We start from the raw sequence: 14,192 nt of genomic DNA on the forward strand, positions 1-14,192 counted from the left end.
GTGGACAACATCGACAACGTGGTGGTCCGCCCCCGCCGCAAGCCGGAGGCCACGAGGTCGCTGGTGTGCCTCGGGTTCTGCGGCGGCGGCGCGGGTCCCTACCTGCCGTGGGCCGACGTCCTGCCGGCCGACGTGGAGCTCGCCGCGATCTGCTACCCCGGACGGGACGGGCGGTTCCTCGAGGACCACGCCGAGGACTGGCAGGCCCTCGCGGCCGACGCCACCGAGGCCGTGCTCGCGGCGGCGACCCGGCCGTACGTCCTCTTCGGGCACAGCATGGGCGGGTGGATGGCGTTCGACGTCGCCGCCCGGATCGAGCAGGCGGGCGGGCGCCGCCCGGACGCCCTCGTGGTGTCGTCGGCCAACGCGCCGAGCCGGGGGCTGACGCCGCGCGACATGTTCCCCGCGCAGAGCGACACCGACGCGGGACTGCTGTCGTGGATGACGGTCAACGGCCTGCTCGCGGACTACGTCCTCGGCAACGAGGAGCTGCGGGAGATGGCGCTGGAACTGATGCGCGCCGACATCCGCGTCCGGGACACCTTCGCCTACACCGGCGGGACCGCGGTCGGCGTGCCGCTGCAGGTGCTGACGGGTGCCGACGACGACGTGATCGTCGCGGACACGGCGGCGCAGTGGCGGGCGCTGGCCGGCGGTGAGTACCGGCACGTGGAGCTGCCGGGCGGGCACTTCTACACCGAGGAGGTGTGGCGGACGCTGCCCCGGTTCATCCCGGCGCTGGGGTCCGTCCCCGCCGGGGTGTGATCGTGGTGCGGGCGGGCGTGGAGGCCTCGGGGCTTCCGCGCTCACCACGCGGCAGGGAGCCCTCGTCGTTCCGCTCAGCCTGCCGCGACCAGCGTGGGTGCCTCTCGCACCGGTAACGCCGCCAGCTCGGCGCGGATCGTGGCCGCGGCTCTGTGGTCCAGGATCCGCTCGCGCACGGCGAGCGCCTCTTCGAGGTACGAGCGGGCTTCGGCGTGACGACCGGCGGCGGCGCTCACCTGGCCCAGGTTGCGCAGGAGCTGGCCCTCGCCGATGACGTCACGGGCCTCCCGGACCATGTCGAGGACGCGGCGCATGGTCGAGGTGGCCTCGGCGTGCTCGCCCGCCACGGCCTGCACCTGGGCGATCCGGTTGAGCGTGCGGGCGGCGCCCCCGGTGTAGCCGACGGACTCGTGGACCGCCATCGCCTCGGCGAGGTCGGTGCGGGCACGGGAGATCTCGCCGTCGCCGGCCAGGATGAAGGCCCGCTGGGTGAGGACGATCGCGCGGCCCACGACGTCGTCGACCGCCGTGAAGCCCGCGAGGGAGCGGTCGTAGAGCCGCAGCGCGGTGGTGTCGTCCCCGGTGTTGCGGGCGATCAGGGCCAGGTCGCGGTGGCACAGCGCCAGGCCGTGGGTGTCGCCCAGCTCCTCGAACAGCTCCCTGGCCGGGAGCAGGGCGTCGCGGGAGGCGTCGAGACGGCCGCGGTTGATGTGCAGGGTGCCCAGCGAGCTCAGGACCGCCGCGGTGCCGCGGGTGTTGCCCGCCGCGCGGACGGCGGTGAGGGCCTCGGCGTGGGTCCGCTCCCAGTCGTCGAGGTAGCCCCGCGACTCGAACAGGGTGACGGAGGTGACCGCGAGGTCCCAGCACAGCTCGTCGAGGCCGGCGGCGGCCGCCTGGTGGACGGCCGCGCACAGGTTCTCCAGCTCGCCGTCCATCCACTCCAGGGGGTCGGCGGGCGCACCGCCGGACGGGGGCCGCCAGCGCGGCGCGGTTCCGTGCAGCGAGGAGTAGTCACCGCCGTAGATGTCGCGGTGCGCCTGGTCGGCCAGCGCGAGCCACCCGCCGAGCAGGCGGGACACGGCGGCGGCGCGGTCACCGGCGGGGATCTCCTCCGCGGCCTTCTCGCGGGCGAACAGGCGCAGGATGTCCTGGTAGCGGTAGCGGAACTCGCCGGTCGGCTCGACCGACACCACGTCGAGCACCTGCACGTCCACCAGCGGTTCGAGCAGGTCCGACGGGAACGGCCGGTCGTCGTCGAGCACGGCGCCCGCGACCCAGCCGGGGACGGCGGGCCCCTCGGCGAGGCTCAGCAGCCCGAACAGCAGCCGGGACCGGCGGTCGAGGCCGTCGTGGGTCAGCGCGAGACTGGCGCGGATGGTCAGCTCGCCGTGGGCGAGCTCGTCGAGCCGGTGCCGCTCGCTGGCGAGCCGCTGCACCATCGACGCGAGCGTCCAATGTGGACGTGCGGCCAGGCGGGCGGCGATGATCCGCAGCGCCAGCGGCAGTCCGCCCACGGTGCGCACGAGTGCCTCGGCGGCCTCGGGCTCGCGGTGCACCCGGTGCTCCCCGACGACCAGGCCGAGCAGCCGCAACGACTGCGCGGTGCCGAGGACGTCCAGCTCGACCTGCCGGGCGCCGGGAAGACCGGTCAGCCGCGACCGGCTGGTCACCACCACCGCACACGTGCTGCTGCCCGGCAGCAACGGCAGGACCTGGGCCTCGGTGGCCGCGTCGTCCAGCACGACCAGCACCCGCCGGTCCGCGAGCAGCGTCCGGTACATCTCCAGCCTGGCGTCGACGCCGTCGGGGATCACGGGCCCGGGGATGCCCAGGGCGAGCAGGAAACGGCCCAGCACCTCGTCCACGGTGGACGGGGTGCCGGTGCCGTGCAGGTCGCAGTGGAGCTGTCCGTCGGGGAAGTGCTCCTGCGCCACGCGGTGCGCCAGGTGGGCGGCCACCGTGCTCTTGCCGACCCCGGGCCGCCCCGTGATCACCACGACCCCGACGGCCGAGCGCCCGGCGTCCCCGACGAGCACGGACTGCGCGTCGCGCAACACCTCCTCGTCGCCCACGAAGTCGGCGGTGTCGGCGGGCAGCTGCCGCGGCCGGGCAGGCTGCACGGTCTCGGCCGCCCGCGGTGCCGGTGCCACCGCGCCGGCCCGGGGCCGGGTGGGGGTCTCGCCGGCGAGGATCGCCGCCTCCAGCTCGCGCAGCCGTTCTCCCGGCTCCAGGCCGAGCTCCTCGACCAGCAGGGCACGGCCGTCGCGGTAGGCGTCGAGGGCCTCGGCCTGCCTGCCGGAGCGGTGCAGCGCCAGCATCAGCAGGGCTCGCGGCCGTTCCCGCAGCGGGTGCTCGTGGACCAGGCGCGTGACCTCCCCGACGAGCCGGTGGTGCTGGCCCAGGTCCAGTTCCAGCTCCAGGTGGTCCTCGACGCAGGTGAGCCGCTCCTCGTCCAGCCGCAGCGCGCGGGTCCGCAGCGACCGGTTGGGGGCTCCGCCCAGACACGGCCCGCGCCACAGCGCCGCGGCCTCCCGCAGCAGCGCGGCCGCCTCGGCGGTGCGCCCCTCCTTGACCAGGACGCGGGCCTCGGTGGTGCCGGCGAGGAAGTCGGCGAGGTCCAGCGCGTCCCCGTTGAGCCGCAACCGGTAGCCGGGCGGACGGGTGTCGATCATCGCGGCCAGGCCCGCTCCGTCCAGGGTGCGGCGCAGCCGGGAGACGCAGATCTGCACCTGCGTGCGGGCGGTGTCCGGCGGGTTCTCGTCCCACAGGGCGTCGACCAGCGTCTCGGTGCTCACCACCCGGTTGGCCTCCACGAGCAGCAGGCCGAGGATCACCTGCTGCCTGCCCGGCGGGATCCGCGCCGCACCGCCGGGACCGTCGACCTCGACCGGACCGAGCACCCGGAAACCTCCTGGTGACATAGAGCGCGGCCGCCTTCCCGGGGTCTGAGGTGCCCCGAGGGTAAGCACACGGTCACGCAGGAGGACAAGCCCTCGCGATAGCGAGAAGATATCGGCAGGTTGCCGTGCGGCGGGACGGTTGCCGTTCAGCGCGTGAGGAGAACCGCCATGAGCACCGCCGCAGGCGTCGACCACGTCCGCCTGTCCTACCACTACCTCGACACGGGGGACCTGGACGGGTACGCCTCTTTGTTGCACGAGGACATGCAGCTCAAACGCTGTGACGCGCCACTGGGGCACGGCCGCGACCACACCGTGCGGCTGCTGAGCGCCTCCGCGGCCCTGCGCGGCCGGCACCACCTCCACAAAGTGGTGGTGGACAAGGACACCGTGGTCGTCGTCGGCCGCTACACCCCGCCCGCGGGGGCGGAGTGCCGCACACCCTCCGAGTTCGCCGACGTGGTGACCCTTTCGGACGAAGGGCTGCTGCTGTGCAGCCGACGCTTCTACTACCTCGATCCGCCGTCCCTATAGCGGCAACTGCCGGACGGCTGCCGTCGCCGCTGCCTGGCGACGTGCGGCGCGGCTTCTAGTTTCGGGACAGGGAAACACCCGCGACAGAGGAGCTCGCCCCATGGAGTTGGACGCCGCCCTGCCGGACGCAGCCCGCCTCGACATCGTGGTCTCCGGGCTCGCCTCCGACGCGCACACCTGGAACCTCGTGTACCTGCAGCTGGTGCTGGAGGAGATGGGACACCGCGTGACCAACCTGGGTGCGTGCGTCCCCGACGGGCTGCTGACGTCCCGGTGCGAACAGGCAGGACCGGACCTCGTCGTGCTCAGCAGCGTCAACGGGCACGGGTTCCAGGACGCCAGGCGCGTCATCGGACCGCTGCGCGCACGGCTGGCGGGCACCCCGGTCGTCGTCGGCGGCAAGCTCGGCGTCGACGGCGCGGGCGGCCGCGCGGAGGCGTTGCTGGCCGCCGGCTTCGACGCGGTGTTCGAGGACGCCGACGCGATCGCGGCGTTCCGCTGCTACGTCGACCGGCTCGCCGCGGGGGTGCGGTCGTGACCGGTGGCTCGTTCGGCGGCTACGTCGCCCGCGCGGCCGCCGCGGGTGAGCTGGTCGTGCAGCCCAGGATGGGCGTGGCCCACCCGGCGCGGATGCGGGCCGGGCTCGCCGCGGTGCGCGGAGCCGGGGTGCGGGCGGCGGGCACGATCACCGTCGACAGCTTCACGCGCGTGGGCGACCACCACGCGGTGCGCAAGGCGCTGGCCACCGGTGCCGACCTCAACGGCTATCCCATCGCCGCGCACCCGACCGAGACGACCCGGTCCGTGCTGGACGGGCTGCACGGACCGGGGTTCCCGGTTCAGGTGCGCCACGGCTCGGCGTGCCCGCAGAAGATCGTCGCCGCCCTGCTGGCCGCCGGGCTGGACGCGACGGAAGGCGGGCCGCTGTCGTACTGCCTGCCCTACAGCCGGGTCCCGGTCGCCGAGTCGGTGCGCGCGTGGGCCGAGTCCTGCCTGCTGCTGTCCGACGCCCGCGAGCGTGGCGCCCGGCCGCACCTCGAGTCCTTCGGCGGCTGCATGATGGGGCAGCTGTGCCCGCCAGGCCTGCTGGTGGCGATCAGCGTGCTGGAGGGCCTGTTCTTCCGCCAGCACGGCATCGACAGCATGTCGCTGAGCTACGCCCAGCAGACCGACCCCGACCAGGACGCCGAGGCCGTGGCCGCCCTGCGCACCCTCGCCGCCGAACACCTGTCCGATGTGGACTGGCACGTCGTGCTCTACACGTACATGGGCGTGTTCCCGCGCACCCCGCGCGGTGCGACCGCCCTGCTGGAACGGTCCGCGGAGCTGGCCGTGCGCACCGGTGCGGAGCGGCTGATCGTCAAGACGACGGCGGAGGCGCACCGCATCCCGACCGTCACCGAGAACGTCACCGCGCTGGTGACCGCCGCGGCGGCCGCGTCGCGGGCCGAGCCCCGCGGCGCGGCCGAGGACACCGGCGTGCTCGCCGAGGCCCGCGCGCTCGTCGACGCCGTGCTCGACCTCGCGCCCGACGTGGGCATCGCCCTGGTCCGCGCGGTCGAACGCGGCTACCTCGACGTGCCCTTCTGCCTGCACCGGGACAACGCCGGCCGCACGCGGGCGTTCGTGGACACCGACGGGCGGCTGCAGTGGTCGCGCCTCGGAGCCCTGCCGCTGCCCGCCGGCCGCGCCGTCCCCGCCGCCGATCCCACCGCCGACGAGCTGCTGCGCTCGCTCACCCACGTCGAACGCATCTTCGACCGCGCCTGACCCCCGCCCCGTCCCCAAGGAGTGACCACGATGGACACCACCACGCCGGCGCCGGCGGATCCGCGCGCCCACCTCACCTCACCGGCCACCCGCGCGGTGCTGCGCGTGCAGCACCGGGTGCTCGACGCCGTGCGCGAGCACCTGGGCGGGCAGGGCTTCACCGAGATGCTCCCGCCTGTCATCGGCCCGGTCACCGACCCGGGCGCGCGCGGGGCCAAGCAGGTCGACGTCGACTACTACGGCCACCGCTACAAGCTGATGACCAGCGCCATCCTCTACAAGCAGGCGTCGCTGACCGCGTTCGACCGGATCTTCTGCATCGCCCCCAACGTGCGCCTGGAGCCGTTGGAGACCAGTTCCACGAGCCGCCACCTCGCCGAGTTCCACCAGATCGACGTCGAGGTCGCCGGCGCCACCCGCGACGACGCGACGCGGGTGGCCGAGGACCTCGTCGTGCACGTCGTGCGCCGGGTCGTCGAGCGCTGCGTCCCTGAGCTGGAGGTCCTGGGCCGCGACCCGGACGCCTTCACCGACCTGCTGTCCGGCCGCGCCTTCGAGCGGCGCACCCACGCCGCCGCGGTCGCCGACCTGCACGAGACCGGCCACGCGCAGAACCCCGACGCCGAGATCGACTGGGAGGGGGAGGCGCTGCTGTCGGCCAAGGCCAGCAGGCCGTTCTTCCTCACCGACTACCCCAAGGGCTCGCGCGGCTTCTACGACCGCGAGAACCCGGCGGCCCCCGGCCGGCTGCTCAACTTCGACCTGCTGGCCCCCGAGGGCTACGGCGAGCTGTGCAGCGGCAGCGAGCGCGAACACGAGTACGCCGCCATCGTCGCCCGGATGCGCGAAACCGGTGAGAACCCGGCGAAGTACGCCTGGTACCTGAAGATGGTGCGCGAGGGCGTCCCGTCCAGCGCGGGCTTCGGCATCGGCCTCGAGCGGCTGGTCCGCTTCCTGTGCGGGCTGGACGCGGTCTGGCAGGCCAGCGCCTTCCCGAAGATCCCCGGCGTGGTGTCCCCGTGACCGCCCTGCGCGCGGACACCTTCCCGGAACAGGCCGTCCGGGAACGGGCCCGCAGCGGTGCGGCGGCGGTGTTCCCCGCCCTGTCCGACTACGGCGCCGCCCTGCTGGGCGAGCCGGTGGGGCCTCCGCCCGCCGACGCCCTCGACGCCGCCCGCCTGGTGCCGCCGGTGTTCATGCCGCTGCGCCTGGAGAAGCTCATCGACCTGGCCCGCGAACCTCTGCACGGCGACGTGGACCTCACCACGACCGTCGGCGGGTTCACCGCACACCTGCCGCTGTACCTGTCGGCGTTCGGCTCGACCAGTGCCGTGGGCACCGATCTGGGGCGTGCCGCCGCGGCCCAGGCGGGTGCCCTGGGCATCCCGATGGTCGTCGGCGAGAACGTCGTCCCGGTCGACGGCTACAACGGCGAGCGGTCCCTGCTGGCCAGGATCACCGCCTACGCCGACCACGCCCCGGACGGTGCCGGCGGGGTCGTGGTGCAGCAGAGCACCGAGGACGCCGACGCCGAGGTCTGGAACCGCGTCTACAGCGACCCGGCCACGCGCCCGCTGCTCGAGTCCGGACGGCTGGGGTTCGAGCTCAAGGTCGGCCAGGGCGCCAAACCCGGCCTCGGCGGACTGACCGTCGTCGACCGCGCCCAGGCGGACCGCCTCGCGGACCGGTTCGCGCTGGAACCGCTGGTCGACCCCGAGGGGGACCGGGTGCTGCGCTGCGCCAGCCCGGGAACGTTCACCGAGGAGATCCTGCGGCAGCAGGTCCGCCTGATGCGCAACAACTACCCGCGGGCGCGGGTGTGGGTGAAGCTCCCGCCCGGACGCGACGTCGCCGCGGCGGCGGACGTGGCGTGGCAGGCCGGAGCGGACGCGGTCACCGTGGACGGGGCCGAGGGCGGCAGCGGCTGGGCTCCCACGGCATCACTGGCGGGAGTCGGCCTCCCGCTGGCGGAATGCCTGCGCCGCATCGGTTCCCCGCGCGGCTGCCTGCTCGTGTCGGGCCGCGTCTGGGAGGGGTTGCGCGCCGTGAAGTGCCTGGCCGCCGGGGCGACCGCCACGGGACTCGGCAGGGCAGCGCTGCTGGCGGTCGACGAGAACCCCCGTTCGGGTCTGACCCGCCTGGTCGAGGCGATGACCCTGGAACTGCGCCTGCTGATCAGCGCACTGGGTAAATACCACCCGTCCACACTGTCCACTGAGGACCTGTGGTCACCGGCGGGCTGGGCTGTCCCCACCAGTCCGATGGCGGTCGCTCAGGTCTGACCATCACCGCCGCGTCCTTCGAACGCCCTGTGCCCGCACCGATTGCCGGTGCGGGCGCAGGGCGTTCGCTCAGGCCAGCCCCGCGGCGGCCCGGAGGCCGCACAGGTGGACCGGGTCGGCCCGCAGGCGGACCGCGAGGTCCGGTGGCGGCCCCGGCGGCCGGTGCCCGCCGGCCGCGGCGTCGGCGACGGCGAGAGCCGTGGCCACGCACTCCGCGCGGGCGTCGGGGGAGGGGGAGACCAGGCAGATCAACCCGCCGACGTGGTCGTAGCCCAGCGCTCGCAGCGCCCACGCCGCGGCCCGGCGGGCGTGCGGGGCGGGCGGCCACACGACGAGGATCTCCGGGCCAGCGGGAACGAAGAAGGCGTGCACGGGGGATTCCGTCGCGGCGCCTATCGGACCGTTGTCGGTCATGGGGTCCATCGGTCACGCTCCCGGGCTAGGCGAGGCACCCAGTCCACCACGAGGTGGGCGGTGTCCTCGGCAGTAGCGCAGGCAGGCCGGGGGCGTGCAGGGACACACCCCGTGGCTGCCCGCCGACTGGTCAGGGCGTCGGCGGCGTGGCCGCCAGCACCGAGCGGACCAGGGGAGAGACGGTGAAACTGCGCCCTGTCTCCGTCTCCACGGGTCGCACCAGGCCGCGTTGCAGGAGGTCGCGCAGCAGACGCCCGGTGTCCGCCGACGGCCCGAAGCGCGGCGGCAGCTCCTGCAGCACCCGGCGGTAGGGCTCGGCGGCGGCGGTCAGAGAGCGCAGGAGGGTGTCGTCGAGCAGGCAGGCGGGGTCGGTGGCGGCCAGCTCCCGCAACGGGTAGACCGACAGCCACGAGCCGACGGCGGCGAGCGCGGCGGGCAGTCCGTCCAGGGCACGGCACAGGCGGCCGACCTCCACCGGGTCCGCCGCACCGGGGTGGTCGGCGAGCAGCAGCCGGGCCGCGTCGTCGGACTCCAAGCCGGACAAGAGGAACACGCGTTCCCCGGCGAGCCCGCACGGCGCCGGCGCGGTGATCAGCACCCGCACACCGGGGCAGTCGGCGAGCAGCCGCAGCACGCTCGCGCCGCACACCGGCCCGTCGACCCCGTCGAGCACGACCAGCGCGGAACGGGCACCGATCACCTCGGCCAGGTCGTCGTCGACCCGCCCACCCGTGCGCACGGCCGCCGACCACGCCATCACCAGCCCGGCCAGTCGCGGGTCCCGCAACGGCGTGCTGTCCGCCCCGGCCCACAGCACCGGCATCCGGGCGTGCAGCACCCCGGCCACCGCCGCCGCGAACCGCGTCTTCCCCACACCGGGCAACCCCACGACGGTCGCGAGCCGGCACCCGTCCGCCAGTTCGGCGGCCAGCCCCCCGGTCTCGAGCTCCCGCCCCACCTGCGCGGTCAGCGAGGTGGGCGGTACAGCGGCCGCCGCGTCGACCTCGGTGCGCCGGTCCGGGTCCGCGGCGACCTCCAGGTCGTGCCGGGCCCGGCTGCCCAGCCGCAGCCCTTCGGCGATCAACCGCACCGTGTCCGGCCGCGGCCGCAGCGCCCGCCCCTGCTCCAGGTCCCGGATGGCCCGCACGCTCACCGTCGACAGGTCGGCCAGCTCCCGCTGGGTCAACCCGACCCGGCTGCGATGCCTGCGCAGCAGCTGGGCGAAGGGCGGGAGTCCGGGGTCCAAGGCGGGCGGAACGGCCATCTCGGCATCCTCTTTCACGCAGGTGGTTTTGTCGGGCCGATCGTGTGCGCCGCCGCTATCACGCTGCCATCCCCGCGGATATCCCGGTCGCAAAACAGCGGCCCCGCCCTGCTTCCTCCCAGCTCAGAGCATGTTCGACAACGTCATCATCGCCGCGATAGCGCCGAGATAAACCGCGCGATAGTGCGGAGATCAACGGCCCTCATAACGTTCGTCTCATCGCCGGAAAACATTCCCCGAGGAGCCCCGAATGATCCGCACCCTCATCACCAAGATCGCCGCCGTCGCCCTCGCCGCCGCGGCCCTCACCACGGTCGCCGCCACCACCGCCCACGCCGTCACCGACACGGCCCCCGTCACCGCGTCCGGCAGCAACCCCTGGGAGTGACCCCGGTGGTCGTCGCGCGGGTCCCTCAGGCGTCGTGCCGGTCCAGCGCCTCCAAGCCCTCCTGCCACCGCTGCCGCCGCTGGCCCGCCGTCTGCTCCCACCACGGCGTGCCGCGCTCACCGAGAGCCACCTTCGCGAGCTGGACCCGTGCCCGAGCCTCACGCTCCGCCTCGGCGTCCTCAGCGCGGAGGGCGGCACCGACGTCCCGGCGAGCCGCCATCAGCAAGCTGCGCAACCGCGCCGAGGTCTCGGGCGGGATCTCGGGATCGGTCGCCCGCCACCGCCGCCCGTTGATGATCACGAAGCGCCCGTCCGGCGTGTGCTCCGGCTCAGCCATCACACCAGCATCGCACTGTTCGGCAGCGCGGGCGTGACCTGCCGCGCCGGCCGGTGTGGACGATGATGGGACGATGGCGGAGGGCGACAGCGTGGCGCGGATCGCGGCCCGCCTCGACGCCGCCACCGCAGGCTCGCTGATCGTCCACAGCGACGTCCGGCACCCCCGCTTCGCCACCGCCGACCTGGCGGGACAACGCATCCTCGAATGGCGCGCGCGGGGCAAGCACCTGCTGTCCCGCACCGACGCCGGCCTCACGGTGCACTCGCACCTCAGGATGACCGGCTCGTGGTCGGTGCTCCGTCCGCACAAGCGGTTGCCCGCACGGGTCATGCCCGATCTGCGGATAGCGCTGCGCCTGGACGACGGCCGCACCCTCGTCGGAGTCGCGCTCCCGGTGCTGACCGTGCTGAGGACGCGTGACGAGCACACGGTGGTGGGACACCTCGGCCCGGACCTGCTCGGCACGGACACCACGGGCATCGACAGCATCACCGTCGCGGCGAAGCGGGTCGCCGCCGCGGGCGACGAGACGATCGTCGCGGCATTGCTGGACCAGCGCCGGGTCGCGGGTCTGGGCAACATGTGGGCCCAGGAACTGCTCTTCCTGCACCGCGTCAACCCCTGGCAGGCCGCCGGCACGGTCGACGACGTCGAAGTGGTGCTCACCGACGCCCGGCGGCGGTTGGAGCACGCGGTCCGCGCGAACCCGGCTCAGAACACGACCGGCATGCCGCGGCCCCGACACTGGGTGTACGGGAGGGCGCGACGCCCGTGCCTGCGTTGCGGCACACCGATTGCGTTCCGTCCGGCCGAACACACCCCGCACGGCCGCGAGACCTGGTGGTGCCCGGTCTGCCAGGCTTGACGCGCACCAGGTTCGGGTCCGGACGCGCCAAGGCCGTCCATGCCCTCGCTGCGGGCACGGACGGCCTCGGTGCGATCTGACCGATGCGTCAGGTGACCGCGGGTCCCGATTCACTCGACCCGGACAGCTCCGCGATGAACGTGTGGCACTGCTTGGCGCGCGCGGAGTCCTCCTCCATGACGCTGCGGAAGAAGTCGGCGATGTCCTGGCGGCCGGCGTTCTCCGCGTCGCGGACGTACTGGCCGTAGTCGTGCCCCGCCTTGAGAGCGTGGTACTGGACGGAGATCAGGTCGTAGGTGACGTCGTCGAAACCGGTCTCACCGGTTGCCATCGCTACCTCCCGTGGTTGTGGGTAACGGTGTAGTAGCCCCGGGAGACCGGATCAAACCGATGCCGCCGACATTGCCGCGTTCCACCGGACGGCGCGCCCGGGGTGATCACCGGGTCGGCACCGGGGCGCGTACCTCGGCGGTTGGACGGGTAGTGCGTGCTCCGCCTCGGAACCGGTGGCTGAGGGACTCTGCCCGTAGTCCTCGAGAAGGACGGGAAAGTCAGACCACGGGCCGATGTGCGAGCTGAGCCCGTTCCGGTCAACTGTCCGGCAGAAGAGGCGCGATGCCGGGGGCATCGGTGCGCCCTCGAGCCGAACTTCCGCTTTGCCGACTGGGGAGAGTGCATGTCCTTCCTGACCGACGCCCTCGAAGGGCTGGCCGGTCTGCCGCAGCCCGCCGTGCTCGCGGTGACGGGTGCGTTGACGCTGGCGGAGTGCACGCTCGGCGTGGGTTTCCTGGCGCCGGGTGAGAGCGCTCTGCTGCTGGCCTCGACGACGGTGACGAGCGTGCCCCGGTTCCTGGTCATGTGGCTCGTGGTCTCGGTGTGCGCGATCGCGGGCGACAGCATCGGCTACCACCTCGGCCGCCGGTTCGGCGACCGGCTGCGGGACAGCAGGCTGGTCCGGAAGGTCGGGCGGCAGCACTGGGACAAGGCGGCGGAGCTGCTGCGCACCCGCGGCGCCTGGGCGGTGTTCGTCGCGCGGTTCATGCCCGTGGTGCGGACGCTGGTCCCCGCGTCGGCGGGTGCGTCCGGAATGGAGTACCGCCGGTTCCTGCCCGCCTCCGTCGCGGGCGCGGTGTGCTGGTCGGCGCTGCACATCGGCATCGGCTCGGCCGCGGGCGCCTCGGCCAAGTACGTCGAATCGGTCTTCAACGGGGCGATGTGGGTGCTGCTGGCCATCGCTGTCGTGATCGGCGCGGTCGTCGTGCTCCGCCGCCGCAGGCAGGCCACCGAGACCAGGGAGCTGGAGGAGGTCGCCTGAAGCGGCCGGTCTGGCAGTAACCTTTCGCGGGCGAAGACCACCCGATCCGGGTATTCGCGGCGCGTCGGCTCGTCCGCGGTGGCGTTCGTCGGCAGGCTGCCACGGCACGGCGACCAAGGAACGCGAAGGGATGACGACTCGATGATCCGGATCGTGCCTGCGAAGGACCAGCAAGTGCGAGTCACGTGGGCGTTGCCCCGGCACGAGCCGCCGGGGCCCGTCAGCGTGGTCGGCGACTTCAACGACTGGACGCCGGGAACGACCGAGCTCCGCCCCCGCTCCAACGGCAAGCGCACCGCGGCGGTCGTCGTGCCGCGAGGCACCACCCTGCGGTTCCGCTACCTCGGCCCGGACGGCCACTGGTTCGACGACGAGGACGCGACCACCCACGACGGCCAGGGTGGTCTGATCAGCGTCTGAAGAGGCCCTCAGCCGACGGACGCGGTCCACGACGCCAGGAGCGGCAGGACGTGCGCGGTGGGGGAGCCGGGTTCCACGGTGTAGACCACCAGCCGCTGGTGGGGGGCGTGCGGCACGGTGACCGCCTCGATGTGGAACCGCAGGTCTCCCGCCACCGGGTGGACGATCTGCTTGACCTGGGACGTCCGGTCCGCCACGCCCTGCTCGTCCCACCACCCCGCCACCTGGGGGTTGGCCGCGCGCAGCTCGTCGACGAGCGCGGTGAGCAGCGCGTCCCCGGGGTTGCGGCCGAGTTCCAGGCGCAGCCCGCCGACCGCCGCCGCGGCGAAGTCCCGCCAGTTCGCGATGCGCTCGCGGGCGGCGGGGTCGGTGAACAGGTAGCGGGGGAACGAGGTGCCCGCCGGCATGGCGTGGCCGAGCACCTCGGTGAGCAGCGCGTTGCGCGCCAGGACTTCCGCCCGCCTGCCCAGCAGGAGCACGGGAAGGTGGTCGAGGCTCGTCATCACGCGCAGCAGGCCCGGTTCCGGTCGCTGGGGCGACGACCACGCGCCCGCGGTCCTGCGCGAGGTGGGGGCGGCGAGGTCGCGCAGGTGCCCGTGCTCGACCCCGGTGAGGCGCAGTGCCCTGGCCAGCGCGTCGACCACGTCGTCGGACACGCGCGACTGGCGGCCCTGTTCCAGGCGGCTGTAGTGGTCGGTGCTCAGGCCCGCGAGCAGCGCGGCCTCCTCCTTGCGCAGACCCGGCACCCGTCGTCGGCCGGGGAACGCCTCGATGCCCGCCTCCGCCGGGGTCAGGCGGTCGCGGCAGGCGCGGAGGAACTCGCCCAGCGCGGCACGGTCTCGGGTCACGCCGCCAGCCTAGGCGCGCGGACGCCGCACAGCCTGGTCATGCCGTGCCCGGGGTGGACGTGCGCTGGTTGCCGCCCCCTGAAGCGA

16 protein-coding genes are annotated in these 14,192 nt (G+C 73.8%); 10 read left to right on the forward strand and 6 right to left on the reverse strand.

Translation table 11 applies throughout. The annotated features are described in order from the left end of the window. On the forward strand, window positions 1-765 hold the full coding sequence (locus BLQ91_RS10695) for a thioesterase II family protein (RefSeq protein WP_090096557.1): 765 nt from the start codon (window positions 1-3) through the stop codon (window positions 763-765). A 74-nt stretch (window positions 766-839) separates the two neighbouring features. Here BLQ91_RS10695 and BLQ91_RS10700 read toward each other — a convergent pair whose 3' ends face one another. Further along, complete coding sequence (locus tag BLQ91_RS10700) at window positions 840-3,665, reverse strand: AfsR/SARP family transcriptional regulator (RefSeq protein WP_245733316.1); 2,826 nt, start codon at window positions 3,663-3,665, stop codon at window positions 840-842. A 168-nt stretch (window positions 3,666-3,833) separates the two neighbouring features. Between BLQ91_RS10700 and BLQ91_RS10705 the strand changes: the two genes are divergently transcribed. The 5 genes from BLQ91_RS10705 to BLQ91_RS10725 all read left to right on the forward strand — a co-directional run bounded on the left by BLQ91_RS10705 (window position 3,834) and on the right by BLQ91_RS10725 (window position 8,251). After that, window positions 3,834-4,199 (forward strand): nuclear transport factor 2 family protein, encoded by a 366-nt coding sequence (locus BLQ91_RS10705; RefSeq protein ID WP_090096559.1) that lies wholly within the window; start codon window positions 3,834-3,836, stop codon window positions 4,197-4,199. Between the two features lie 100 nt (window positions 4,200-4,299). After that, window positions 4,300-4,737 (forward strand): cobalamin B12-binding domain-containing protein, encoded by a 438-nt coding sequence (locus tag BLQ91_RS10710; RefSeq protein ID WP_090096560.1) that lies wholly within the window; start codon window positions 4,300-4,302, stop codon window positions 4,735-4,737. Further along, complete coding sequence (locus BLQ91_RS10715; RefSeq protein WP_090096561.1) at window positions 4,734-5,969, forward strand: methylaspartate mutase; 1,236 nt, start codon at window positions 4,734-4,736, stop codon at window positions 5,967-5,969. The genes BLQ91_RS10710 and BLQ91_RS10715 overlap by 4 nt, the downstream gene beginning before the upstream one ends. 30 nt (window positions 5,970-5,999) lie before the next feature. Further along, entirely contained in the window at window positions 6,000-6,992 is a 993-nt protein-coding gene (locus BLQ91_RS10720; protein WP_090096562.1) for an asparagine synthetase A, read from the forward strand. Then, entirely contained in the window at window positions 6,989-8,251 is a 1,263-nt protein-coding gene (locus tag BLQ91_RS10725; protein WP_090096563.1) for a glutamate synthase-related protein, read from the forward strand. Before BLQ91_RS10720 ends, BLQ91_RS10725 begins: the two co-directional genes overlap by 4 nt. A 69-nt stretch (window positions 8,252-8,320) precedes the next feature. On the opposite strand, the gene BLQ91_RS10730 is transcribed toward BLQ91_RS10725, so the two are convergent. Continuing rightward, window positions 8,321-8,674 (reverse strand): hypothetical protein, encoded by a 354-nt coding sequence (locus BLQ91_RS10730; protein WP_143022582.1) that lies wholly within the window; start codon window positions 8,672-8,674, stop codon window positions 8,321-8,323. 121 nt (window positions 8,675-8,795) lie between these two features. Next, the gene (locus tag BLQ91_RS10735) at window positions 8,796-9,929 is read right to left on the reverse strand and encodes a helix-turn-helix domain-containing protein (RefSeq protein ID WP_090096565.1); all 1,134 of its coding nucleotides are present in this window, start codon (window positions 9,927-9,929) and stop codon (window positions 8,796-8,798) included. 250 nt (window positions 9,930-10,179) lie between these two features. Here BLQ91_RS10735 and BLQ91_RS41155 point away from each other — a divergent pair, with 250 nt between their 5' ends. After that, window positions 10,180-10,317 carry a hypothetical protein gene (locus tag BLQ91_RS41155; RefSeq protein ID WP_176959660.1) on the forward strand — a complete coding sequence of 46 codons (138 nt, stop codon included), beginning with the start codon at window positions 10,180-10,182 and terminating at the stop codon, window positions 10,315-10,317. 25 nt (window positions 10,318-10,342) lie between these two features. On the opposite strand, the gene BLQ91_RS10740 is transcribed toward BLQ91_RS41155, so the two are convergent. Further along, window positions 10,343-10,654: a hypothetical protein gene (locus BLQ91_RS10740; protein ID WP_090096769.1), complete on the reverse strand. Its 312-nt coding sequence runs from the start codon at window positions 10,652-10,654 to the stop codon at window positions 10,343-10,345. A 73-nt stretch (window positions 10,655-10,727) separates the two neighbouring features. On the opposite strand from BLQ91_RS10740, the gene BLQ91_RS10745 reads away from it, so the two are divergent. After that, window positions 10,728-11,522: a DNA-formamidopyrimidine glycosylase family protein gene (locus tag BLQ91_RS10745; protein WP_090096566.1), complete on the forward strand. Its 795-nt coding sequence runs from the start codon at window positions 10,728-10,730 to the stop codon at window positions 11,520-11,522. A gap of 88 nt (window positions 11,523-11,610) precedes the next feature. Here the strand turns inward: BLQ91_RS10745 and BLQ91_RS10750 are convergent, their stop codons facing one another. Further along, the gene (locus tag BLQ91_RS10750; RefSeq protein WP_090096567.1) at window positions 11,611-11,853 is read right to left on the reverse strand and encodes an acyl carrier protein; all 243 of its coding nucleotides are present in this window, start codon (window positions 11,851-11,853) and stop codon (window positions 11,611-11,613) included. Between the two features lie 345 nt (window positions 11,854-12,198). On the opposite strand from BLQ91_RS10750, the gene BLQ91_RS10755 reads away from it, so the two are divergent. Together BLQ91_RS10755 and BLQ91_RS10760 are read left to right on the forward strand one after the other, a co-directional pair. Next, window positions 12,199-12,837 carry a DedA family protein gene (locus tag BLQ91_RS10755; protein ID WP_090096568.1) on the forward strand — a complete coding sequence of 213 codons (639 nt, stop codon included), beginning with the start codon at window positions 12,199-12,201 and terminating at the stop codon, window positions 12,835-12,837. A gap of 174 nt (window positions 12,838-13,011) precedes the next feature. Next, window positions 13,012-13,257 carry an early set domain-containing protein gene (locus BLQ91_RS10760; protein ID WP_425412454.1) on the forward strand — a complete coding sequence of 82 codons (246 nt, stop codon included), beginning with the start codon at window positions 13,012-13,014 and terminating at the stop codon, window positions 13,255-13,257. 8 nt (window positions 13,258-13,265) lie between these two features. Here BLQ91_RS10760 and BLQ91_RS10765 read toward each other — a convergent pair whose 3' ends face one another. Continuing rightward, the gene (locus BLQ91_RS10765; RefSeq protein WP_090096570.1) at window positions 13,266-14,105 is read right to left on the reverse strand and encodes a helix-turn-helix transcriptional regulator; all 840 of its coding nucleotides are present in this window, start codon (window positions 14,103-14,105) and stop codon (window positions 13,266-13,268) included. Between the last annotated feature and the right edge of the window lie 87 nt (window positions 14,106-14,192).

The organism is Lentzea jiangxiensis, assembly GCF_900104175.1.
Taxonomy (GTDB): Bacteria; Actinomycetota; Actinomycetes; order Mycobacteriales; family Pseudonocardiaceae; genus Lentzea; species Lentzea jiangxiensis.

Bases quoted from the DNA above. Each gene is read 5' to 3' on its own strand.
- BLQ91_RS10705 (WP_090096559.1), top strand. From the start codon at position 3,834: ATGAGCACCGCCGCAGGCGTCGACCACGTCCGCCTGTCCTACCACTAC.
- BLQ91_RS10710 (WP_090096560.1), top strand. From the start codon at position 4,300: ATGGAGTTGGACGCCGCCCTGCCGGACGCAGCCCGCCTCGACATCGTG.
- BLQ91_RS10720 (WP_090096562.1), top strand. From the start codon at position 6,000: ATGGACACCACCACGCCGGCGCCGGCGGATCCGCGCGCCCACCTCACC.
- BLQ91_RS10730 (WP_143022582.1), bottom strand. From the start codon at position 8,674: ATGGACCCCATGACCGACAACGGTCCGATAGGCGCCGCGACGGAATCC.
- BLQ91_RS10735 (WP_090096565.1), bottom strand. From the start codon at position 9,929: ATGGCCGTTCCGCCCGCCTTGGACCCCGGACTCCCGCCCTTCGCCCAG.
- BLQ91_RS41155 (WP_176959660.1), top strand. From the start codon at position 10,180: ATGATCCGCACCCTCATCACCAAGATCGCCGCCGTCGCCCTCGCCGCC.
- BLQ91_RS10740 (WP_090096769.1), bottom strand. From the start codon at position 10,654: ATGGCTGAGCCGGAGCACACGCCGGACGGGCGCTTCGTGATCATCAAC.
- BLQ91_RS10745 (WP_090096566.1), top strand. From the start codon at position 10,728: ATGGCGGAGGGCGACAGCGTGGCGCGGATCGCGGCCCGCCTCGACGCC.
- BLQ91_RS10750 (WP_090096567.1), bottom strand. From the start codon at position 11,853: ATGGCAACCGGTGAGACCGGTTTCGACGACGTCACCTACGACCTGATC.
- BLQ91_RS10755 (WP_090096568.1), top strand. From the start codon at position 12,199: ATGTCCTTCCTGACCGACGCCCTCGAAGGGCTGGCCGGTCTGCCGCAG.